Genomic DNA, 22,228 nt, shown 5'->3' with positions numbered 1-22,228 from the left:
AGGAAAACAAGCCGCCAGGACGTGGGGAACGAGGTGAATGACGAGCGATATTTCCTGCGCGCTGCGCGTGGATGACGTGCATAAGAGCTATGGTGCCCATGAAGTGCTGAAGGGAATTTCCCTGACGGCGAGAAAGGGGGACGTGATCTCGCTGATCGGCTCCTCCGGCTCCGGAAAGAGCACGTTCCTGCGCTGCATCAATTTTCTGGAGATCCCCGACCGCGGCCGCTTCTTCATCAATGGCGAGGAAGTGCTCATGAAAGCCGAGCGGGACGGGCGTGCCCATCCCGCCAACTGGCGACAGGTGGAGCGCATTCGTACCGGCCTGGGCATGGTCTTCCAGAGCTTCAATCTCTGGGCCCACATGACCGTGCTGGAGAATGTCATCGAGGCGCCTGTTCACGTCCTCGGCATAAGCCGCAAGGAGGCGATCGAGAAGGCGGAGGCCCTGCTGCAAAAAGTTGGCCTCTACGAAAAGCGCGACGTCTATCCGGCCTTCCTGTCGGGCGGCCAGCAGCAGCGTGCCTCCATCGCCCGCGCCTTGTGCGTCGATCCTTCAGTGATGCTGTTCGACGAGCCGACATCGGCGCTCGATCCGGAGCTTGTCGGGGAAGTGCTCAAGGTCATCCGCGATCTGGCCGAAGAGGGCCGCACGATGCTGCTCGTCACGCATGAGATGAAATTTGCCCGGGATGTTTCCAGCCACGTGATGTTCCTCCACCGGGGCCGGGTGGAGGAGGAGGGCAGGCCAGAGCAGATTTTCGGCAATCCGTCCAGCGACCGTTGCCGCGAGTTTACCGGCGCGTCGCGTCACTGACGCCGCGCACTTCAAAATAGAAAAGAAGGGGAATGAATATGAAAACCGCGATCTACCTTGCTGCCGGAGCTGCGCTCCTTGTTTCCGCCACAGCTGCAGGCGCCGAGGTGCGCTTCGGCGTGATGAATGAAGCCTACCCACCATTCTTTGCCAAGGATGCGAGCGGAAAATGGGTCGGTTGGGAAATCGAACTGATGGATGCCGTCTGCGCCGAGATGAAGGAGAAATGCTCCGTCGTCGACATGTCCTGGGACGGGCTCATTCCCGGACTTGAGTCCAAGAAGTTCGATGTCATCTGGTCCTCGATGTCGATCACCGACGAGCGCAAGAAGATGATCGCCTTCACCGACAAATACTACAACACGCCGAGCAAGCTGATCGGCGCTCAGGGCGGCGTGGCCGGAACCACGGTCGAAGATGTCTCCGGCAAGACCATCGGCATCCAGGTTTCCACGATCCAGTCCGACTACTACAAGAAATACTATGCGAGCGCTGCATCCGAAAAGACCTATGCCACGCTCGACGAGGCGTTCCAGGATCTCGCTGTCGGCCGTATCGATTATGTTTTCGGCGATTCCATTCCCCTGATGACGTTCATCCATTCCGATTTCGGCAAAACCTGCTGTGCGGATATGGGTAACGTCAAGGATGATCCGGCGATTCTTGGGCAGGGTATCGGCGGCGGCCTGCGCAAGGAGGATACCGAACTCCTGGCCAGGCTGAACGCTGCCATCGCCACCGTCAAGGCCAGCGGAAAATATGCCGAAATCTCCAAGAAATACTTCGATTTCGACCCATACGGCGAGTGATTCCAATGGGCGGGGTGCCGTTCGCGGCCTCCCGCCTCGTTCAATACCCACAAGAGAACAATGCCCGAGCCGGAGCGGTTTCGACAGATCGCCCAGGAGCAGTCTCCATGCCGACAAATCCATCCATTCTGGAATTGCTTTCCCCCTATCCGCCAGGATGGGGCGGGGCGCTGCTTTCGGGCGCGGTATCGACCGTGCTGATTTCGCTTGGGGCCTATCTTCTCGGCATCGTGATCGGGCTGGCAGGTGCGGCGGGAAAGCTCAGGGGCGGTCGTGCCGTCCTTGTCCTTCTGGACTTCTATACGACGGCCATGCGCGCCGTGCCGGAGCTGATTCTGATCATCGGCCTCTATTACGCGGGCACCGACGGAATCAACAGGCTGCTTTCGACGCTGGGTTTTCCGCCGGTCGAGATCAACGGATTCCTTGCCGCCGTCGCGGTGCTTGGAATCGTGCAGGGCGCCTATATGACGGAAGTGCTGCGTGGCGCGATCCTTGCCATTCCCGTCGGCCAGATCGAGGCTGCGAGCGCCTTCGGCATGCGGCCCTGGCTGCGGTTTCGACGCATCGTGCTGCCGGCCCTGATGCCGAATGCACTGCCGGGCATGGCCAATCTCTGGATGTCGGTGACAAAGGACAGTGCACTGATTGCAGTCGTCGGCTACCAGGAGCTGGCGCTTGCCACGCGGCTCGCTGCTGGCAACACCAAGCACTATTTCCTGTTCTTTCTCGCCGCCGCCGTCATCTACCTGATGATCACCCTGTTTTCCAACGTCGTGTTCGGCAGTCTCGAGGCCTACTTCCGGCGCGGACAGCCGAGAACAGCCTGAGGAGGCAAGCGATGGATTTTTCGTGGATTTCCAACTACTGGCCACTGATCATCGCTGGCGCGATACAGACCCTGTTGTTGCTGGTCATTTCGGTGGTCTTCGGCTTCATCCTGGCAATCGGCCTTGCGCTTGCGCAACTGAATGGCCCCAGGTGGTTGCAAAGCTGCGCAAAGGCTTATTGCACCTGTCTGCGCGGCACGCCGCTGCTGATCCAGCTCTGGCTGCTCTACTACGGCGTCGGATCGTTGCTGCCGATGATACCTGGTCTGCGCACCAGCTTTCTCTGGCCCATTGTGCGCGAGGGTTTTTTCTTTGCAGCGGTCAGCTTCACGCTCAATTACGCGGCTTATGAGGCCGAGGTATTGCGCGGCGCGCTGCTCGCTGTGCCGAAGGGCGAACTCGAGGCCGGACGCGCCTTCGGCATGACCCGCTGGACGCTTCTGCGCCGCATCTGGCTGCCGCGAGCGATCCGCATCGCGTTGCCGACGATCGGCGGTGAAGTGGTGTTGCAGCTGAAAGCGACGCCGCTCGCCTTCACTGTCACGGTGATGGATCTCTATGCGGTCGCCTACAAGGTCAGGCAGGATACGCTGCTCGTCTACGAGCCTTTGATCGTCGTCACCGTTTTCTATGTCTGTCTCACCCTCGTCATCACGCGCGCATTCCGCCTCGTCGAAATGCAGGTGCCTATAAGGCGCTAAGGCCGAAAGGCACTTTCTCTCAGCGATGCCGGCGCTCAATTGCTGCGCATATCGCCTCTCCGGTGCGGCGCTTCGGCGGCAGGTTGCCCGCTTGTGCGGCTCAAACCGGGGCAAACCCGCTAGAATACCCATCGATAAACTCCAGGAGTACCCTATGTCCGCAGCTAACCTCTCGCACCTTCCGGTCAGCGACCCCGACCTGGGCAGGAGAGCACCCGCGGCCGGCCCGAGTCTCAGCCGCGACACCCTTGCGCTGAGCGGCGGGCTCCTCATCGACCCGGCAACGAAGGCTATTGCGCCGAACATCTCCATGTCCGTGAACAATGTATTGATCCCAGGCGAGGGGGCCTTTTCGGCCGATGGCGTGGATGACCTGACCGCGCTTCCCTTCCTCTACGCACGCTGGACCAATCCGACAGTACGCCAACTCGAGCAGCGGCTCGCCGCGCTCGAGGGCGCCGACGATGCGGTTGCAACGTCGACCGGCGTGGCGGCGATTGGCGCCACCTTTTTCACTTTCCTTAAGAACGGCGATCATCTGATCATCAGCGACGTCTGCTATGCCGGCGCCAACGAACTCGCGCGGCGTATATTGCCGGACTACGGCATCGAGGTGACGCCGGTGAACATGTCCAGACCGCAGGAGGTGGCGGCCGCCTTCAGGCCCAACACCAAGCTCGTCCACTGCGAAAGTCCGTGCAATCCGATTTTGCGCCTGACGGATCTGGCCGCCATTGCCAAGCTTGCACGACAGCACGGTGCGTTGATGTCGGTCGATTCGACCCTGGCCACGCCTGTCGCCACGCAACCGCTCTCGCTTGGCGCGGACCTCGCCATCCATTCGCTGACCAAGTTCATCAATGGCCACGGCGATGCGCTGGGCGGTGTTGTCTGCGGGCGCAAGGATCTGGTCGAGAAAATCCGCTCGCGCGCCGGCGTCTATCTCGGCGCGTCGATGCCGGCCATGAACGCCTGGCTTATCCTGCGCGGCATCGATACGCTCTTTCCCCGCCTGCGGACGATCTCCGACACGGCGATGCAGGTGGCGACCTTCCTGCAGCAGCATCCCACCGTTACGGCAGTGACCTATCCCGGCCTCGCCTCTCACCCCCAGCACGACCTGGCGAAGCGACAGATGGAGGTATTCGGCGGCATCGTGGCCTTCCAGGTGAAGGAACCCGGCAGGATGGCCCGGCAACTTGCCGATCGTCTCAGGGTTGCGCACTACGCCTTTTCGCTTGGCCACCAGCGTTCGATCGTCGTGCTGCTCGATACCGAGGAGATGATGCGCACGACCTACCAACTCGCCGGCGATCAGCTTGAAGACTATCGCCGTTTTGCTGGCGACGGCGTGTTCCGGCTTTCCGTAGGATTGGAGGCGCCGGGCGATCTGATCGGCGATCTCGACCAGGCGCTCTCGGACTGAACGGCGGGCGAGGAGGAGGCCATGGCAGGAATGCGCGTCGAGACGGATCTTCTGGGACAGCGAGAATTGCCGGCGGAGGCTCTGATCGGCATTCATACGCTTCGGGCGACGGAGAATTTCGATGTCTCGGGCATCAGGCTCCAGGATTTTCCGGGGTTTATCGAATCACTGGCAATGGTGAAGAAAGCCGCGGTTGCGACCAATCTGGAGCTTGGGCTGATCGACCGTGAGATTGCACAGGCGATCGACCGGGCCTGCGACAGGCTGATCGCCGGCGAGATCCTCGCGCCGCATTTTCCCGTCGACATGATGCAGGGCGGCGCGGGCACTTCGACCAACATGAATGTCAACGAAGTGATTGCCAATCTGGCGCTCGATGAGCTCGGTCGGCCGGCTGGCAGTTACGACGCGATCAATCCCAACGATCATGTGAACCTCTCGCAGTCGACCAACGACGTCTATCCGACAGCAATTCGGCTGACCGTCTTGCGAGAGAGCGAAACGTTGCTTGCCGCGTTGCGTGCGCTGGTCGCGGCCTTGCGGCGCAAGAGCGATGCCTTCGCTGACATAGTCAAAGTCGGCAGAACGCAGCTTCAGGACGCCGTTTCGATGACCCTCGGCGAGGAGTTCGGAGCCTTCGCCGAAACGCTGGAGGAGGATGTCTCGCAATTCCTCGGTGCTGCCGAACTGATGCGCGAGGTCAATCTGGGCGGTACGGCTATCGGCACCGGAATAAATGCGCCGGCCGGCTTTTCGTCGGCCGCCTGTGCGCACCTGTCCGGCATTTCGGGCATCGCGGTCCGTCCGGCGCGCAACCTTGTGGAGGCAACATCGGATACGGGCGCCTTCGTCTCGGTCTCGGGCGTGCTCAAGCGCATGTCCGTAAAACTCTCCAAGATCTGCAACGACCTTCGCCTCCTGTCGAGCGGCCCGCGTGCCGGCTTCGGCGAGATCCGTCTTCCGGCCATGCAGGCCGGCTCGTCCATCATGCCGGGTAAGGTCAATCCGGTGATCCCGGAGATGATGAACCAGATCGGCTTTCAGGTAATCGGCAACGATCTGACGGTCACGCTTGCCGCAAGCGCAGGCCAGCTCCAGTTGAATGCGATGGAGCCGGTGATCGTACTCAACGTGCTGCAATCGATGCGGTTGCTGGCAAGGGGCATGGATGCGTTCCGCCGCCGATGTATCGATGGGATCGAGGCCGATGCGGAGCGGTGCAAGGCGCTTCATGACGGCTCTCTCGTTCTTGCTACCGCGCTCAACCCTTTCGTCGGTTACGCCAGGGCGGCGACGCTCGCGCGCAATGCCCTCGCAGAGGGAATCGGCTTGCGCGAGGCGGTGGAGCGCGATGGCGTTCTCAGCCGGGAGAGGATCGAGGCGATCTTCGGCGCGAACGCCGATGGGGGATTGGCGGCACAGTGATGACGGGACGGGGCGATGGCAGTATTCACAGATCTTTCTGAGACTGAGTGTGAGCGGATCGCGACCGCCTACCGCCTTGGTCGGTTGACCTCAGTGATCGGCATTGCCGATGGCGACGCCGAAACCACTTTTCTTTTCCGTGCTGACCGCGGCGAGTTCATCGTTACGGTGTTCGAAGGTGCCGCTGATCCCTTCGATCTAGAACGTGCCTTCCGCACGATGGAAACACTCGCCACCGCCGGCGTTCCCTGTCCGGCGACCTTTCGTACCGATAGCGGCGCTGCGACGATTACGGTATCGGGCAAACTCGTGGCCGTCGTCGGCTTTGTGCCCGGCTCCCGGCCAGGTGAGGTCACGTCCAGAAAATGCCGGGCGCTCGGAAACTGCACGGCACGCATTCACCGGACACTGGCGGCTTCGGCAGTCGGCGACAGGGGCGGTCTGCCGAAGGGGGCGGTGCATGGTGCGCTCAATCGCGACAATATCTTCTTTCTCGGAGAGGAGGTCAGTGGCGTGATCAATTTTCGCCTGCGTCATGATGACTTCCTGATTGCGGAGCTTGGTCAGCTTCTTCTGCACTGGACCGCAAGGGCGGACGGAACGCTCGATGGTGAGCTCGCGGGCGCATTGCTCGCTGGATATGAAGAAGTTCGCGCTCTCGGCGAGAACGAACGGCGGGCACTGCCGGCATTCGTCATGGCAGCGGCTGCTACCTCGTCTGCGCGGGATGACAGGATTGCCGATCTCGAAGCTTCGGCACATCGGGCGTTCACCTCGGCTGTGGCTTTCGCCAGGGAGATACACCGATGAAGCGCATTCTCGACCGGTCTGACGAGCGCATTCTCGCCGAGCTGACCCGCAATGCCCGCATTCCGCATGCGGAACTGGCCGAGAAAATCAGCCTGTCGCGCAACGCCGTGCGCCAGCGCATAGAGCGGCTGGAACGCGATGGCCTGATCCAGGGCTATACGATCATCGTGGGCGAGGGAAAGCCACGCGCCTCGGCCATTGCCGCGATGATGTTCGTCTATCGCCACGACCGCATGCGGGGCGGCGACGTCATCCAGGCGCTCAAGCGCGTGCCGGAAGTCGTCTCCTGCGACATCATGAGCGGGGAATTCGATCTCGTCGTCCGGGTGGAGGCGAGCGCAGCGGACCGCATCCGCGAAATATGGCAGGAAGTGTCGGTGCTGCCCGGAGTGCGCGACACGCTGACGGCATTTGCGCTGTCTTCAATGGTCAAACGCTGACTGCTAGATATTCTGATCCATCGTCTCTGCCGGGATTTCGTCGGTGCGGTGGACGCGCACGAGCGTTGCCGGCACACCGGCGACCGTGCAGTGCTCGGGAACCGGCTTCAGCACGACGCTGCCGGCGGCGATTTTGCTGAAGGCGCCGATTTCGATATTGCCGAGGATCTTGGCGCCAGCGCCGATCATCACGCCATGGCGGATCTTCGGGTGGCGGTCGCCGGTTTCCTTGCCGGTGCCGCCGAGCGTGACGTTCTGCAAGATCGAGACTTCATCCTCGATGACAGCGGTTTCGCCGATGACGATGCCCGAGCCGTGGTCGAGCATGATGGAAGCGCCGATCCGGGCGGCGGGGTGGATATCCGGGCCGAAGACCAGCGAGGCGAGATTGGCGAGCCAACTGGCGATCTCCGGACGGCCGGCGTTCCAGAGCGCATGGGCGATGCGGTGCGTCTGCAGCGCATGAAAGCCCTTGAGGTTCAGAAGCGCGTGCAGAAATGTCGTGCAGGCCGGATCGCGCTCGCGCACGGCGGCGAGATCGGCTTCGACTTTGCGCATGATATCGTCATCGAGCGTGGAGAGAATGAGATCGAACAGATTGCCCGTTTCGACCTGGGTCACGGAAAGCCGCGCGGCCAGAACACGGGCGATGATCTCTTTATTGCCGGTGGCGTCCGTTACCTCTGCGGCAAGCAGCCGCTGCAATATCGGCTCGCGCACGGCAAGTTCGGCCGCTTCGGCGCGGATCGCCACCCAGACGGATGTGTCGCTCAAAGGCGGCGGCTGCTGCTCGGCCAAACCGAGGCCGGTCGATTTCGGCATTGACGTTTCCTCTGTCAGTCGCGGCCCAGGCAGTCGCTGCGCGAATTTTCATGTTTCGCCCGGCCAAGGCATTTGGCAAGCCCGATATTCCAGGGTCTTGCGGCCTGATCGTCTAGCCAGGCGGTTGCAGGCCAAGCGTCGGTTCCGGAAGACGGCGCCAATGATAGAGCACGTCAGGCTCTTTTTCCTCGTTGTCGGCGCCGCCGGTTTCTTCCTCGGCGGTAAAGCCATGCCGCTCGTAGAAAGCACGTGCGCCGACATTGCGCTGGAATGTCCAGAGCCTGATCTCGTCCATCTCCTCCATCGCGCAGCCGAGAAGCAGGGAGCCGATGCCCATGCCTTGAAGGTCGGGGAGAACGTAAAGCTGCTCTATCCAGTCGTCGCCATAGGCGATGACGCCGACAAGCTGGTTGTCCATGGCGGCACCAAGAATGGTGCAGTTGGGCAGCAGATGCATGCCCCAATATTGCTCTTCTTCCTTAGGCGTATGCAGATCCGGCAGCCAGGGCAGCCGCTGACGGAGCGCAACGCGCCTGATTCTGGCCGCCGCCTGCATATGGGCGGCGCCAAGCGTCACGATCTCAGCTTCCGTCGGAGCGTCGTCCATTGCCGACAAAACAGCTCAAGCCGAAATATCGATGACGCCGCAATCGCCGGCTTCCGAAGCGAAGGCGAGCAGCTTGCCGTCCTTGCTCCAGCTCATCGCCGTGACGGCGCCCTTGCCAGGGCGGCGCAGCAGCGCCTCCTTGCTGTCGGCGATGCGCACGGCCAGAATCATGCCGTCGATGAAGCCGATGGCGAGGATGTCCTCGAGCGGATGGAATTTCACCGCCGTCGCCATGATATTGGCGCGGGTGCCGAGTTCCAGCGGCGCCTTGCCCATCGGCCCGTCCTTGCCCTGGAACGGCCAGACGATGGCCGCCGGCGCGCCCGAAGAGGCGAGCCACTTGCCCTTGACCGACCAGGAGAGCGATTTCACCTTGGCGGGATAGCCGGTCATGCGCATATGACGGGCTTCGGCGCCGGGCTTGCTGTCGAGTTTCCAGCCGTGCAGCGCATTTTCCTGCATCGAGGTGACGAGGAAATTGCCATCGGGCGAGAAGGTGACGCCGGTATGGGCACCCTTCCATTCGAGATCGACCGGCTTGGCGCTCATGCCGACCCAGTGCAGCGACACGCCGTTATAACGGGCGGCGGCGATGCGCAGGCCTTTCGGCGCAAAAGCAAGGCCTTCGACGGTGCGCTCCTCGGGGAATTCCTTGGTGGTGCCGTCGGCAAGGCGCACGAGCGAACTCTTGCCGTAGGAATAGGCGATAGCGCCCTGTGGGCCGGCCGCGACCTGCGATATCCATTTGCGCGGCGCGGTGGCGATCTCGCTGACGCTGCCGTCGGCCGCGATGCGCAGCACCTTGCCGTCCTCGCCGCCCGAGATCAGGCTCTCGCTGTAGGGATCGCGGATGGCGGTGAGCATGCCCTGATGGGCTTCGCAAACCCTCTCGCCGCCATCCAGCCGATGAAACGTGCCGTTTGCGCTTGCGAAGAAGGGGACATCACCTAAAAATTCGACGGCCAGAACGTGGCCGTCGAGATCAAGCGGTGCAACTGTCGGCATCAGGCGGCAGCCTCACAGGCCTTGAAGGAGGCTTCGAGCTTCTCGCGGTCGAGATCGCGGCCGATGAAGACGAGACGGCTTTCGTGCTTTTCGCCTTCCTTCCACGGCCGCTGGTGATCACCCTCGATGATCATGTGCACGCCCTGAACGACGTAACGCTCGGGATCGTCCTTGAAGGCGATGATGCCCTTGAGACGCAGAATATTCGGCCCCTGTGTCTGGGTGACCTTCTGGATCCAGGGGAAGAAGCGCTCCGGGTTCATCTGACCGCCGCGCAGCGACACCGACTGCACCGTGACATCGTGGATCGCCGACATCGCACCTTGTTGATGGGCACCATGGTGATGATGGTCGTGCCCGTGGTGATCATGGTGATGATCGTGATCATGATGGTGATCATGATGGTGATGGTCGTGATCGCAGTCCGGGCCGCAGACGTGATCGTCATGGCCGTGCTCGAGGAAATGCGGATCGTTTTCCAGTGCGCGCTCAAGGTTGAAGGCGCCCTGATCGAGCACGCGGGCGAGGTCGACGCCGGAGCGGCTGGTCTTGTAGACGCGCGCAGCCGGATTGATGGCGCGGACGATGTCGTCGATGACATCGAGTTCTTCCGGGGTGACGAGGTCGCTCTTGTTGATGACGACGACGTCGGCGAAGGCGATCTGGTCCTCGGCCTCGCGGCTGTCCTTCAGGCGCAGCGGCAGGTGCTTGGCGTCGACGAGCGCGATGACGGCGTCGAGCTCGGTCTTGGCGCGCACGTCGTCGTCCATGAAGAAGGTCTGGGCGACCGGCACCGGATCGGCAAGGCCGGTGGTTTCGACGATGATGCCGTCGAAGCGGCCGGGACGGCGCATCAGGCCTTCGACGACGCGGATCAGGTCGCCGCGCACCGTGCAACAGACGCAGCCATTGTTCATTTCATAGATTTCTTCGTCCGACTCGACGATCAGGTCGTTGTCGATGCCGATTTCGCCGAACTCATTGACGATGACCGCATATTTCTTGCCGTGATTTTCGGAAAGGATGCGGTTGAGCAAGGTCGTCTTACCGGCGCCGAGATAACCGGTGAGCACGGTGACGGGAATGGGCTTCTGGGGGGAGATCGAGTCGGTCATGAGAACCTCTAGGATTAGGCGTGCAGCCGAGGCTTCAGTCGGCTGCTTGAACGGTTGGTCTCATATAATGGCATGGGCGCGGCAGTTCAAAGGGTTTTATAATGTTATAAGATCACGTCGCTGCCCGATGTGGATCTCATCGTTAGCGCAGCTGCGTGACGTCGAATGCATCGACATCCTCCAGCAATTCGACCAGCCCCTTCACCGCATGCGCAATCAGCGCCTCACCCTTTTCAGCCGTCGCAGCCGCGGCGTTGCCCGCCACGCCTTGCGGATTGAGATCGGCCATCTTCCAGCCGAAGGCGTGCGGCCCGTAGGCACGCAGGTGCTTGAAGCGGGTGGTGAATTCCGTTTGCCGCGACGGGAAATCCGCCGCCTTGGCCATATCGACTTTATCCGGATGAAGCGCCAGCATGACCGAGGTCTCGATATCGCCGCCGTGAATGCCGATCGCCTTTTCCTCCGGTGGGATCACGCCATCGGGCAGGCCGAAGCGGGTCCAGCTCGTTGCCACCGCCAGCATGGCAAAGCGGATCCGCGCTTCGGTCGCGACGATCGTCATCAGGGGCGAATTGCCGCCATGGGCATTCAGCATCACCAATTTACGAACATCCTGCCTGGCCAGCCGCTCGGCGATGCCGAGCCAGCAGTTGACCGCCTCGTCGAAGGTAAGCGTCTTCGTTCCTTCAACATCCATATGCTCTATGGAATAGCCGACGGATTCGGCGGGCAGGAAGGTGACCGGCAGGTCGGCGGGCAAGGCCGTCTTCAATCGTCCGGCGATGCCTTCGACAATCAGGGTGTCGGTTTCGAAGGGCAGGTGAGGGCCGTGCTGTTCATGGGCGCCGAGCGGCAGCACAGCGATCGGGCGGTGTCCGCCGGAAGCGGAGGCCGGGTTGCTGTCTTCGAAGCGGGGCGAAGGCGTCATCATCCGGTCGTTGCCTCTTGTTTATGACGAGATCCTGGGCAATGTCATATCGCAGCGGCGCCAGGGCTTAAAGATCAAAGGGATGGCAATGGGAAAGAAGCACAAGGACGGCAAAAAGAACAAGTCCAAGAAGAAGGACCAGACCGAGTATACGCTCGTCGACCTCTCTCCGGCGCTGACCCAGGCGGCTCGTTCCATGCGTACGGTGCTTTCGCGCAACCTGCTCGAAAGCGGCCTCTATGCCGGCCAGGACGGCGTCATTCTCTCGCTCGCCGAAAGCGACGGCATGACGGCTGGCGGCCTTGCCCAGAAGCTCGGCGTCAAGGCGCCGACGATGACGCGCACGATCGGCCGCATGGAGGCGCAGGGCTTCCTCGAACGCAAGCCCGATGCCGAGGATGCGCGCCTCACCAAGGTCTATCTCACCGAACTCGGCCGTGGCAGCGTGCAGGCGATCGAAATGGCGGCCTCGGCCTGCGACCGGCTGGCGACGCTGGAATTCTCCGACAAGGAAATCCGCAATCTCGTCCGCCTGCTGAAGGCGATCGACGGCAATCTGCAGGCCGAGGCCCTGCATATCGAGGAACCGGATGAAGACTGAAATTTCCCTGAAAGACGAATTGCCTCCGCCGGTTAAATCTTTTAATTAAACATTTTAAGGGACCGCGCCGGTTTGCCGGTGCGGTCTTGCTGTCTTGCGTGCTGCCTGGAGGAGGACACGTGGTCCAGAAGATCAAGCTTTCGACGATCGCCGAAACGCTCGGCATTTCAACGGCGACCGTATCGCTTGCCTTACGCGACAGCCCGCTCGTCGCCGGCAATACAAGGGAAAAGATCAAGGAACAGGCGCGCGCCCTCGGCTATATCTACAATCGCCGCGCCGCCAGCCTTCGCACCTCGCGCTCCGGCATTATCGGTGTCGTGGTGCACGACATCATGAACCCCTTCTACGGCGAGATCCTGAAGGCGATCGAAAGCGAACTCGACCGCAGCCGCCACACCTTCATCCTTTCCAATCACTACGACAATGTCGAGAAACAGCGAACCTTCATCGAGACGCTGCTGCAGCTCGGCGGCGACGGCGTCATTATGTCACCGGCGATCGGCACACCGCCGGAGGACGTGCAACTGGCGGAAGAGAACGGCATGCCGGCGATCCTCGTCGCCCGCTCGATGGAAGGGCAGGACCTGCCGACCTATCGCGGCGACGACAGCTACGGCATCTCGCTTGCCACCAACCACCTGATCGGCCTCGGCCACCGCTCGATCGCGATGATCGGCGGTACCGACCAGACCTCGACCGGCCGCGATCGCTACCAGGGGTATGTCAACGCGTTGCGCAAGGCCGGCATCGAGGTCGATCCGAACCTGCGCATTCCCGGCCCGCGCTCGAAACAGGGCGGCTTCGAGGCCGCCGTGCATTTCCTGTCGCTGCCGCAGAAGCCGACGGCCGCCGTCTGCTGGAACGATCTCGTGGCGATCGGGCTGATGAACGGCATTTCGCGCGCCGGCCTGATGCCGGGACGCGACATTTCCGTCACCGGTTATGACGATCTCGAAGAGGCATCGATCGCCACGCCGGCACTGACAACCGTCTGGAACGGCCAGGCCGAGGTCGGGCGCCTTGCCGCCCGGGCGCTGCTCGATCGCCTTGCCGGCAGCCACGAGCCCGACGGCATGCATCTGATCAAGCCCGAAATGCGCATTCGCCAGTCCACCAGCCCCCATCGGCCCCGCGCCTAACCCAGGCCGCCGCGCCCCAAGAGGAAAAGCCATGTCCCGCATCGCCATTCTCGTTCCCGGGAAGATACACGAGCGTGTTCTCGAAAGGCTAAAGGATCGCTTCGAGATCGTCGCCGTCCCGCGCGCGGAGAGGCTTGTGCTTGACGCCGAGACCGCCGGCCGCATCCGCGGCGTCGCCGTCTCCGGCGCTTTCCCGGGCGCCTGGATGGATCAGTTGCCTGACGTCGAGGTGATTGCCAGCTTCGGCGTCGGTTATGACGGTATGGATGTGAAGCGTGCCGCCGAAAAGGGCATCGTCGTCACCAATACGCCCGACGTGCTGAACGACGAGGTCGCCGATACGGCGATCGGCCTGCTCCTGAACACGATCCGCGAATTGCCGCGCGCCGAAGCCTGGCTGCGTGACGACAATTGGAAGCCCGGTACGGCCTATCCGTTGTCCCGTTTCTCACTCAAGGGTCGTCATGTCGGGCTCTACGGCCTTGGCCGTATCGGGCTTGAGATCGCCAAGCGGCTGGAGCCGTTCAAGGTGAAGATCAGCTACCACACGCGGTCGCGCTATGCCGATGCGCCCTATGATTATTACCCGACGCTGAAGGGGCTGGCGGAAGCGGTGGATACGCTGATCGCCATCGTTCCGAAGACGCCGCAGACGCATAAGACGATCGATGCCGATATTCTGGCCGCCATCGGCCCGGACGGCATTCTCATCAATGTCGGCCGCGGCTGGACGGTGGACGAGGAGGCGCTCGGCGCCGCGCTTGCCTCCGGTGCACTCGGGGCAGCCGGCCTCGACGTCTTCTATGACGAGCCGAGCGTGCCGGCCGGCCTGCTGGAACCGGCCAATGCGGTGCTCCTGCCGCACGTCGCCTCCGCGTCGGTGCCGACCCGCAACGCCATGGCCGATCTCGTTGCCGACAATCTCATTGCCTGGTTCGAAAAGGGGACAGCGCTGACGCCGGTGCCGGAGACACCGCAAAAGGGCTAGGCGCCGCATAGACGTTGATTTTTGCGAGATGCGCCAGGTCCCCGGCGTCTGTTTCGGCGCTGTCAATCGATTGTTGTTCCTGGACGATATGTTGCCCAGCGCGATGCCTTCGGTTACATTCTCGCCGATTTTGCAACCAAGATTCTCAACCTTTCCGTGCGCTTTGGAATCGCGCCGGCAGGCAGCAGAATAAAGGGCCGAACAAAGGGGGATTGACGGCATGTCGGAGCCAAATGCGTCGGACACGAAGACCCTCGAAACGAGCCCGGGTCTGATGCCCGCGCTTTCCACCGGCGGCCTGCCGGCCGTCGTGACGGTCGTTCTTCCGCCTGCGAAAGCCGGCGAGATCGTCGATCTCGCAGAACGGTACAGGCTGGCAACGGTCGAGCCGCATAATTTGATCACTTTCGGACAGGAAGCCATCGGCAGTTTCGGCGCCAAGCTCGATGCAATCCTTTCTCAGATCACCAATGCGCAGTCGCCGGTGCTGTTCGAATTGTTCCGGACGATCCGGGACGGCATCAATGACGCCGATCTCAAAGGGCTCGAAGCAAGCATCCGCGAGAAGCTGAAGGGTAATTTCCTCGAACGCCTGTTGATGGCCGTCGGCCTCGGCGATCCCGCCAAGCGTCTCAAGACGGTGACCGACGAGGTTCGCGGCATGCTGCAGAGCAAGGCCAAATCGCTCGGCGATCTCGTCAGGCCGATGGAGGCTGAGATCGCGGAGGAGAGCGGCAAGCTCATCCTCGAGGTGTCGCGCATGAGCACGCTGGCGGAGGGATACCGCGATACGATCGTATCTCTCGGTGTTTTCGTCGAAGCCGGAAGACGCATCCTTGCCGATGCCGGCCGCGAGCTCGACCGGTTGACGCAAGAGGCTGCCTCCGGCGATCCGCTCAAGGTCCAGGAAGCCCGTGACTTCTCGCAGAAGCTCGACATCTTCCAGAACCGGGTTCTCGTTCTCGAAACCGCCTACGCCAAGGCGCCGGCCGATCTCGACTCGATCGGCATTGCCCGGGGTGCAGCGCTTGCGACCCTTGCCGATACGGTCACTTCGGCCAATGCGGAATTCAACGACATCAAATCGATCCTGATCCGGCTGCACGCGCTCTTCCAGATGCAGTCGATCCAGCAGATGAACGCCATGCGGCGTGAACTGCGCGCGTCGCTGCAGCAATATGGGTCTCAGGTGTTGGAGGATGTTTCGGTCAGCTCGGTCAAGGCAGCCGGCGAGACCCGCCTTGCCGATGCCGATCTGGTGCTCGGCACTGCGCAGCGGCTGCGCGATATCGCCGACAAGGTGGTCGCCGAAGGCGAGCGAAACAAGGAACGTTATGCCGCTGCCCGCGCCAAGCTCGAACAAGCCCGACAAATCGTGACCGATCGCCCAATCTGAGACTTCAGGAGAAAGACAGCGCATGGCAACCTTCAAGCTCAACAAGGGGCAATCATTCCAGATCCAGAAGGAGATCCAGCTCGTCCATTCGGGACTTGTCTGGGATCCGCCCGAAGGCTCGGGACCGGCCTTCGATCTCGACGTGCATTGTTTTGCGCTGGTTCATCCCGGTGGCGATGCGAACCGCGCGCGGCTCTACAATGAAGGCTCGCATGCGCTCTGCTATGCTTTCGTGCGCAGCTCCGGCAATCCGGAAGGGTCCCTCACCAAGAATGCCGACGGTTCCTTCCAGACCGACGACGGTTCGATGTGGCACGAGCGCGACGACCGGACCGGGCGCGGCGGCCTGGTGAAAAGGCCGGAAGCCGACGAGGACGACGATGACGACGATCATGGCGGCGGCCACCATGACGAGGGTTTTCGCGAGGAGTTCAAGATCGTGCTGGCGAAGCTGCCGGACGAGGTTTCCGAGCTTGCCGTCTGGGCGACGATCCATGATGCCGAGCGCAAGAGACAGGACTTCGGCAAGGTCAAGAACGCCTATATCGAGGTTTGCGACGCGATGGACGACGAGCTTTGCCGCTATCAGCTCACCGCCGAATTTGCCGGCAAGACGACGATCCAGGTGGCTTCCTTCCTGAAGCAGCCGGATGGATCCTGGCGGTTCCATGCGGTCGGTGCAGGCTCGAATGCCGGGCTTGGCGACGTCATCCAAGCCTATTTCGGCTGAACCGGAGCCTCGTTCGATGAACGGCAAGGCAGATGGACCGCCTGAGAAGGAGCCAGGCCGGTTGCCCAAGGTGCTTTTTCCCGAGGGCGCCTCGCCTGACGCTGCCGAGCCTTCCCGGCAGTTCACCCAGCCGAAAGTCCTGTTTGGTTCGCCGCGCCCGCCGACGCCCAAGGGCGACAAGCCGCGGGTTCTCGGCGCCGGGGAAATTCGCCAGCGTATTCCCTGCAGCGTGGAGACGCTGCTGAAGATCGATGCCGCCGCTGTCGCATCGGTCGCGGCGGCGGCGCTGCGCATCGTCGACGGCACCAATCTCGACGATCACTATTTCGACGATGTCGTGCGTTTCGGCGCCCGCCTGCAGACAGAGCATGGCAGGCTTGCCGAAAGCGAACTCGCGCTTGCCGACAATGAAGCGCTGGCAAGGGGCAGGCGTCTTGGCGCCGAGCTGCTCCGGCGTCTCGGCGATCTCGATCCGGACCGTGTATTTGCCGTTCGCGGCGGCGTCTTGAAGGCAATCAAGGCGCTGGCGGCGCCGCGCGATCCCGACAGCCTGTTCTTGCAGCTTTATCCCGGCGTGCAGACGCTGGCGCAAGAACTCGACGTGCTTGCGCCGGAAATCGCCGCCGTCGCAAAGAGGCTTCGCGCCGTCGGCAAGGCCTATGCGGCGCTCGATCGCGATCTCGCCGCGCATATCCTGGCGGCGCGTTTCCTCGTGGATTATGCCGGCCGAGTTCAGCTTTCCGATCGCGAGCGGCAGGCGCATTACGCCTCGCAGGCCAAAGCGATCGAGACGAGAATTGCCAGCCTTTCCGCCACGAAGGCAACGATCGCGATGAGCATGCACACCGTTGTCGCGCTCGCACGGCACGTCGATGCACTCGGGCGTGTTGGGGAGGGCTTGTTGCACGAGGAACTGCCTGCCTGGCATGCGGCCTATTCCGCTGCACTGACGGCGGCCCGAAGCCCGCAATCAGCGGCGCAGGCCGGCACCGGATCGCTGCTTCGCGACATCCATGCGCGCATTCTTGGAAAACTCAGACCGGAGGGACGATAATGACGACATTCAAGCTGCACAAACCCGAGGAAGAAGTTCGCCGTGTCGGCTTCGTCCTTCAGAAACAAGGGATTCATGAGCGTATTCCGGCGCAGGTCGGCCTCAACATCGACGTCTCGGGCTCGATGAGCGAGCTTTTCCAGTCCGGGGCGGTCCAGGCGGCGCTCGAGCGGATTCTTCCCGTCGCTCTTTATTTCGATGATGACGGGCGGATCGATACCTGGGTGTTTTCCAACCAGGAGAAGATGGCTTCGATCGCGCCGGCCACAGCGAAAAATTACGAAGGTTACGTCGAGCGTGAGATCATCGGCAACAATGCGCTGAAAACCGTGCTCTGGGGCGGCACCGATTACGGCCCGGTCATCCGCTCGAACCTGATGACATACGGTTTGATGGAAGAGGAGGCGGCCGGCGGCCTGCTCGGCATGATCTTCGGCTTGAGCCGCGACACATTCGGCGAGGAGACGCGTTCGGGGATTCCGGCGATCAACTATTTCCTCACGGATGGCGAAAATGGCGACCGGGACGCGGCCTGGGAACTGCTGCAAAAGGCCGAGCGTGCCGAATCGCAGATCTACTACGTCATGGTCGGCATTGGTGACGAACGCTTCGATTTCCTGCGCAGCGCGGCGAAGCAATTTCCGAATGTCGGCTTCGTCAGCGTCAAGGATCTCGGGAAATTCGTCGGCAGCGACGATGCCTATGAAAAGCTGCTGCCGGCTGAGCTTTGCACCTGGCTCAAGCATGAGCATGACGACGAGGATGACGATCACCATTGATCGTTTGCAACTCTACGCTCGGCGAGCCTGATGGCCCGCCGGCGTCGCGTCGTCAGGCGATCGCCTGCGCCGGGATGACCGGCAGCTTGCCGGCGGCATGGCTGCGGACGGCGTCGCCGAAAGCGGCAAACAACTTGTTCGAAGGCTTGTCGGTTTCGGCCCAGTATTCCGGATGCCATTGCACGCCGACGGCAAAGGCCTTGGCGTCGATGACGGAGACGGCTTCCACCGTGCTGTCCTCGGCGATCGCTTCTACCTGCAAGCGGGGCGCGGTGCGGGCGATCGCCTGGCGATGGAGGGAGTTCACGCGGACCTCGCCCGGGCCGAGAATGCCTGCGATGCAGGATCCCTCCTTGATGTGGACGCTTTGGCGAATGGCGTACATCCCGTCGCGGTCGACGCCTTCCGGCCGGCGATGGTCCCAGATGCCGGGCTGCTCCTGGATCTCGCTTGCGAGCGAACCGCCGAGCGCGACATTCAGCTCCTGGATGCCGCGGCAGATGGCAAGCAGCGGAATGGCGCGGTCGATGGCGCGGCGGATGAGCGGCAGGCTGGTGGCGTCGCGGGCGGGGTCGAAGGGACCGTCCTTGTCATCGGCCTCGGCGCCGTAGAGGGAGGGATGCACATTGCTGGCCGAGCCGGAAACCAGGAGGCCGTCGACGCGGTCGAGGATCGCGTCGGTGTCGTAGCCTGCCTCGAAGGCCGGGACGATGAAGGCCATGACGCCGGCTGCATTCAAGGCGGCACTCACATATTGATGCTGCACGGCATGCCAGGTCGCGCCGTCGAAGCTGCGGATATCGGCAGGAATGGCAACGATCGGTTTCGTCATGTTTGCACCGGTTAAATCTTCCTGCTGTCGTTTTGGCGCCAGAACTGCCGCCAAGTCAACGCTTGGCTGTGTCCGATGGCCAAATTGCGGCATAGACGGCACGGCAGCGGCCCTAATTTGCCGCTAAGCTGCTGATTTTGATAGATACGCTGATATTGTCTTATTGTCGTCTTGATGCCAAAGGCTAATAGACTAAAGCTTGAATCGCGGCCTTCGCCATGCTTAGCTCTGCCCTCGCTGCGGGTAGGGGTGAAGATCGGCCGCGCAGTGCCATCTATATGGGAGGTTTTTGATGGATCGTCGTTCGTTTTTCAAGAAGGCGGGGACCGCCAGCGCCGGTGCGGTCGCCGCATCTGCATTGGCAGCGCCTGCGATCGCGCAAGAGAATCCGAAGATCGCATGGCGCATGACGTCGTCGTTTCCGAAGAGCCTGGACACGATCTATGGCGGCGCCGAGGATATCGCCAAGCATGTCGCCGCCGCAACCGACGGCAATTTCACGATCCAGCCTTTCGCGGCCGGTGAAATCGTGCCCGGCCTGCAGGCCGTCGATGCGGTCGCCGCCGGCACGGTCGAGGCAGCGCACACCACCTCCTATTATTTCGTCGGCAAGGATCCGACCTACGCCATCGGCACGGCCATTCCGTTTGGCCTCAACAGCCGCCTGACCAATGCCTGGTTCTACGAAGGCAACGGCAATACTTTGATGAACGAGTTTTATGCCACGCAAGGCATGTACGCGCTGCCTGCCGGCAATACCGGCGCGCAGATGGGCGGCTGGTTCCGCAAGGAAATCAATACGCTGGACGATCTCAAGGGCGTGAAGATGCGCATTGCCGGCCTGGCAGGCCGCGTCATGGAGAAGGTCGGGGTCATCCCGCAGCAGATCGCCGGCGGCGACATTTATCCGGCGCTGGAAAAGGGCACCATTGATGCGGCGGAATTCGTCGGCCCCTATGACGACCTGAAGCTCGGCTTCCACAAGGTGGCGAAGTATTATTATTATCCGGGCTGGTGGGAAGGTGGCCCGACGGTGCATGCATTCTTCAATCTCGAAAAATGGAGCGGCCTGCCGAAGCATTATCAGGCGGCGCTGAGCGATGCCTGCGCCTACGCTAACACCAACATGCTGGCGAAGTACGACACGAAGAACCCGACCGCGCTGAAGCAGCTCGTTGCGGAAGGGGCGACGTTGCGGCCGTTCAGCCAGGAGATCATGGAAGCATGCTTCCAGGCGGCGACCGGCATCTACGCCGAAATCTCCGGCACCAACCAGTATTTCAAGAAGATCTATGACGACCAGACCGCCTTCAAGCGGGACGCCTATCTCTGGATGCAGCTTTCGGAATACACCTTCGACACGTTCATGATGATCCAGCAGCGGGCCGGGAAGCTTTAGGCTTTCGCCGACGCTTGATTTCAACGAATGACAAAACCCCCGGATCTTCGGTCCGGGGGTTTTGTTTTCGACGCTATTTGGCGGGCGCCGGCGGTGCCCCCGGCAGGCCGAGCGGCGGCAGGGTGAGGCCGGGGATCTGCGGCGAGCCGTTGCCGCCGCCGCCTATGGGCGGCAGGCCGAGCGGGCTGCCGAAGCCCGGGACTTCGATCTTGATCGAATTCGGATCGACCTTCGGGCCATGGTCCAGCCAATAGGTTACCGATTGCGGCCAGAAGATCACGATCGCCACCAGGATCAGCTGCATGCCGACCCAGGGAAGCGCGCCCATATAGATATCCGAGGTTTTGACCTCCTTGCCGGCGATCGAACGCAGGTAGAAGAGCGCGAAGCCGAAGGGCGGGTGCATGAAGCTCGTCTGCATGTTGACGCAGATCAAGACGCCGAACCAGATCAGGTCGATGCCGAGACTGGAGGCGACGGGGGCGAGCATCGGGATGACGATGAAGGCGATCTCGAAGAAATCGAGGAAGAAGGCGAGCACGAAGATGAAGATGTTGACAAAGATCAGAAAACCGACCGGGCCGCCGGGAATGCCCGACAGCATGTGCTCGATCCAGCGCGAGCCGTCCATGCCCTGGAAGACCAGGCTGAAACAGGTGGAGCCGATCAGGATCATCACCACCATCGATGTGATGTGGGTGGTCGATGTCATCGCTTCGCGAATCAGCGGCCAGGTGAGGCGGCGATTGAGGGCGGCGAGCGCCATGGCGCCGACGACGCCGAGCGCGCCTGCTTCGGTCGGCGTCGCAAGGCCCATGAAGATGGTGCCGAGCACGAGGAAGATCAGTACGATCGAAGGCACCATGCCCATCAGCACTTTTGCAAGCAGCGCCCAGTCGAAGTCGCCGCGCACCTCCTTCGGCAGCGGCGGCATCAATTTCGGCCGAATGATCGACATCACCAGGATGAAGAGCACGAAGATCGTCACCTGCAGGATCGAGGGGCCGATGGCGCCGAGATACATGTCGCCGACCGAGCGGCCGAGCTGGTCGGCGAGAACGACCAGCACGAGCGAGGGCGGGATCACCTGGGTGATCGTGCCCGAGGCGGCGATGACGCCGGTGGCAAGGCGCGGACTGTAGCCGTAACGCAGCATGATCGGCAGCGAGATCACCCCCATGGTGATGACAGAGGCGGCCACCGTGCCGGTGATCGCGCCGAGGACCGCGCCGACGAGGATGACGGCATAAGCGAGGCCACCGGGTATGCTGCCGAAGAGTTTGCCGGTGCCTTCGAGCAGATCCTCGGCAAGGCCGCAGCGTTCCAATATCGCTCCCATGAAGGTGAAGAAGGGAATGGCGAGCAGGAGGTCGTTGGAGACGATGCCGAAAAAGCGCAGCGGCAGCGCTTGCAGAAAAGCTTCGCTGAAATGGCCGGTGATGATGCCGATGATGCCGAAGAACATGCCGACGGCGGCGAGCGAAAAAGCGACCGGAAAGCCGTAGAGCATGAAAATGACCATGCCCAGGAACATGGCCGGCGGAATGATGCCGAAATCAAACAAAACCGTTC

General features: G+C 62.0%; 23 protein-coding genes. 16 read left to right on the top strand and 7 right to left on the bottom strand.

Annotated features, from left to right (window positions below; genetic code table 11):
- Window positions 1-37: 37 nt before the first annotated feature.
- The 8 genes from GGD57_RS21450 to GGD57_RS21415 all read left to right on the top strand — a co-directional run bounded on the left by GGD57_RS21450 (window position 38) and on the right by GGD57_RS21415 (window position 7,258).
- A complete protein-coding gene (locus tag GGD57_RS21450; RefSeq protein WP_184472285.1) occupies window positions 38-817 on the top strand; it encodes an ABC transporter ATP-binding protein in 780 nt (259 codons plus the stop codon).
- Window positions 818-849: 32 nt separating this feature from the next.
- On the top strand, window positions 850-1,626 hold the full coding sequence (locus GGD57_RS21445) for a transporter substrate-binding domain-containing protein (protein WP_184472284.1): 777 nt from the start codon (window positions 850-852) through the stop codon (window positions 1,624-1,626).
- Between the two features lie 107 nt (window positions 1,627-1,733).
- Window positions 1,734-2,456 (top strand): ABC transporter permease, encoded by a 723-nt coding sequence (locus GGD57_RS21440; RefSeq protein WP_184472283.1) that lies wholly within the window; start codon window positions 1,734-1,736, stop codon window positions 2,454-2,456.
- Window positions 2,457-2,467: 11 nt separating this feature from the next.
- A complete protein-coding gene (locus GGD57_RS21435) occupies window positions 2,468-3,157 on the top strand; it encodes an ABC transporter permease (RefSeq protein WP_184472282.1) in 690 nt (229 codons plus the stop codon).
- Between the two features lie 154 nt (window positions 3,158-3,311).
- Window positions 3,312-4,583: a trans-sulfuration enzyme family protein gene (locus tag GGD57_RS21430; RefSeq protein ID WP_184472281.1), complete on the top strand. Its 1,272-nt coding sequence runs from the start codon at window positions 3,312-3,314 to the stop codon at window positions 4,581-4,583.
- A 21-nt stretch (window positions 4,584-4,604) separates the two neighbouring features.
- The gene (locus GGD57_RS21425) at window positions 4,605-6,008 is read left to right on the top strand and encodes an aspartate ammonia-lyase (RefSeq protein WP_184472280.1); all 1,404 of its coding nucleotides are present in this window, start codon (window positions 4,605-4,607) and stop codon (window positions 6,006-6,008) included.
- A 15-nt stretch (window positions 6,009-6,023) separates the two neighbouring features.
- The gene (locus GGD57_RS21420; RefSeq protein ID WP_184472279.1) at window positions 6,024-6,818 is read left to right on the top strand and encodes a phosphotransferase; all 795 of its coding nucleotides are present in this window, start codon (window positions 6,024-6,026) and stop codon (window positions 6,816-6,818) included.
- On the top strand, window positions 6,815-7,258 hold the full coding sequence (locus GGD57_RS21415) for an Lrp/AsnC family transcriptional regulator (protein WP_184472278.1): 444 nt from the start codon (window positions 6,815-6,817) through the stop codon (window positions 7,256-7,258). The genes GGD57_RS21420 and GGD57_RS21415 overlap by 4 nt, the downstream gene beginning before the upstream one ends.
- A gap of 3 nt (window positions 7,259-7,261) precedes the next feature.
- Here GGD57_RS21415 and cysE read toward each other — a convergent pair whose 3' ends face one another.
- The 5 genes from cysE to GGD57_RS21390 all read right to left on the bottom strand — a co-directional run bounded on the left by cysE (window position 7,262) and on the right by GGD57_RS21390 (window position 11,738).
- Window positions 7,262-8,080, bottom strand: coding sequence for a serine O-acetyltransferase (gene cysE / locus GGD57_RS21410; protein ID WP_184472277.1), 819 nt, complete (start codon window positions 8,078-8,080; stop codon window positions 7,262-7,264).
- A 112-nt stretch (window positions 8,081-8,192) separates the two neighbouring features.
- Complete coding sequence (locus tag GGD57_RS21405) at window positions 8,193-8,687, bottom strand: GNAT family N-acetyltransferase (protein WP_184472276.1); 495 nt, start codon at window positions 8,685-8,687, stop codon at window positions 8,193-8,195.
- Between the two features lie 15 nt (window positions 8,688-8,702).
- Complete coding sequence (locus GGD57_RS21400) at window positions 8,703-9,692, bottom strand: WD40 repeat domain-containing protein (RefSeq protein WP_184472275.1); 990 nt, start codon at window positions 9,690-9,692, stop codon at window positions 8,703-8,705.
- On the bottom strand, window positions 9,692-10,807 hold the full coding sequence (locus GGD57_RS21395; RefSeq protein ID WP_184472274.1) for a CobW family GTP-binding protein: 1,116 nt from the start codon (window positions 10,805-10,807) through the stop codon (window positions 9,692-9,694). The genes GGD57_RS21400 and GGD57_RS21395 overlap by 1 nt, the downstream gene beginning before the upstream one ends.
- A gap of 142 nt (window positions 10,808-10,949) precedes the next feature.
- Window positions 10,950-11,738 carry a creatininase family protein gene (locus tag GGD57_RS21390; protein WP_184472273.1) on the bottom strand — a complete coding sequence of 263 codons (789 nt, stop codon included), beginning with the start codon at window positions 11,736-11,738 and terminating at the stop codon, window positions 10,950-10,952.
- 85 nt (window positions 11,739-11,823) lie between these two features.
- Here GGD57_RS21390 and GGD57_RS21385 point away from each other — a divergent pair, with 85 nt between their 5' ends.
- The 7 genes from GGD57_RS21385 to GGD57_RS21355 all read left to right on the top strand — a co-directional run bounded on the left by GGD57_RS21385 (window position 11,824) and on the right by GGD57_RS21355 (window position 18,425).
- The gene (locus tag GGD57_RS21385) at window positions 11,824-12,336 is read left to right on the top strand and encodes a MarR family winged helix-turn-helix transcriptional regulator (RefSeq protein WP_085739052.1); all 513 of its coding nucleotides are present in this window, start codon (window positions 11,824-11,826) and stop codon (window positions 12,334-12,336) included.
- Between the two features lie 119 nt (window positions 12,337-12,455).
- Complete coding sequence (locus GGD57_RS21380; RefSeq protein WP_085738403.1) at window positions 12,456-13,478, top strand: LacI family DNA-binding transcriptional regulator; 1,023 nt, start codon at window positions 12,456-12,458, stop codon at window positions 13,476-13,478.
- Window positions 13,479-13,509: 31 nt separating this feature from the next.
- Complete coding sequence (locus GGD57_RS21375; RefSeq protein WP_184472272.1) at window positions 13,510-14,466, top strand: 2-hydroxyacid dehydrogenase; 957 nt, start codon at window positions 13,510-13,512, stop codon at window positions 14,464-14,466.
- 220 nt (window positions 14,467-14,686) lie between these two features.
- Window positions 14,687-15,862, top strand: coding sequence for a Toxic anion resistance protein (TelA) (locus GGD57_RS21370; RefSeq protein ID WP_184472271.1), 1,176 nt, complete (start codon window positions 14,687-14,689; stop codon window positions 15,860-15,862).
- Between the two features lie 22 nt (window positions 15,863-15,884).
- Complete coding sequence (locus GGD57_RS21365; RefSeq protein WP_184472270.1) at window positions 15,885-16,592, top strand: TerD family protein; 708 nt, start codon at window positions 15,885-15,887, stop codon at window positions 16,590-16,592.
- Between the two features lie 16 nt (window positions 16,593-16,608).
- Window positions 16,609-17,646 (top strand): hypothetical protein, encoded by a 1,038-nt coding sequence (locus GGD57_RS21360; protein WP_184472269.1) that lies wholly within the window; start codon window positions 16,609-16,611, stop codon window positions 17,644-17,646.
- Window positions 17,646-18,425 (top strand): VWA domain-containing protein, encoded by a 780-nt coding sequence (locus tag GGD57_RS21355; RefSeq protein ID WP_184472268.1) that lies wholly within the window; start codon window positions 17,646-17,648, stop codon window positions 18,423-18,425. Before GGD57_RS21360 ends, GGD57_RS21355 begins: the two co-directional genes overlap by 1 nt.
- Before the next feature lie 52 nt (window positions 18,426-18,477).
- On the opposite strand, the gene GGD57_RS21350 is transcribed toward GGD57_RS21355, so the two are convergent.
- Window positions 18,478-19,257, bottom strand: a complete 780-nt coding sequence (locus GGD57_RS21350) for a gamma-glutamyl-gamma-aminobutyrate hydrolase family protein (RefSeq protein WP_184472267.1) — start codon at window positions 19,255-19,257, stop codon at window positions 18,478-18,480.
- Window positions 19,258-19,549: 292 nt separating this feature from the next.
- Here GGD57_RS21350 and GGD57_RS21345 point away from each other — a divergent pair, with 292 nt between their 5' ends.
- Complete coding sequence (locus GGD57_RS21345) at window positions 19,550-20,656, top strand: TRAP transporter substrate-binding protein (protein WP_184472266.1); 1,107 nt, start codon at window positions 19,550-19,552, stop codon at window positions 20,654-20,656.
- 73 nt (window positions 20,657-20,729) lie between these two features.
- Here GGD57_RS21345 and GGD57_RS21340 read toward each other — a convergent pair whose 3' ends face one another.
- Window positions 20,730-22,220, bottom strand: a complete 1,491-nt coding sequence (locus GGD57_RS21340; RefSeq protein WP_184472265.1) for a TRAP transporter large permease — start codon at window positions 22,218-22,220, stop codon at window positions 20,730-20,732.
- Between the last annotated feature and the right edge of the window lie 8 nt (window positions 22,221-22,228).

Origin of the sequence: Rhizobium esperanzae (genome assembly GCF_014197615.1) — a bacterium.
GTDB classification, from domain to species: Bacteria; Pseudomonadota; Alphaproteobacteria; order Rhizobiales; family Rhizobiaceae; genus Rhizobium; species Rhizobium esperanzae_A.
Note: the sequence above shows the minus strand (reverse complement) of the source record. Positions and strands in the feature narration are given on the sequence as shown.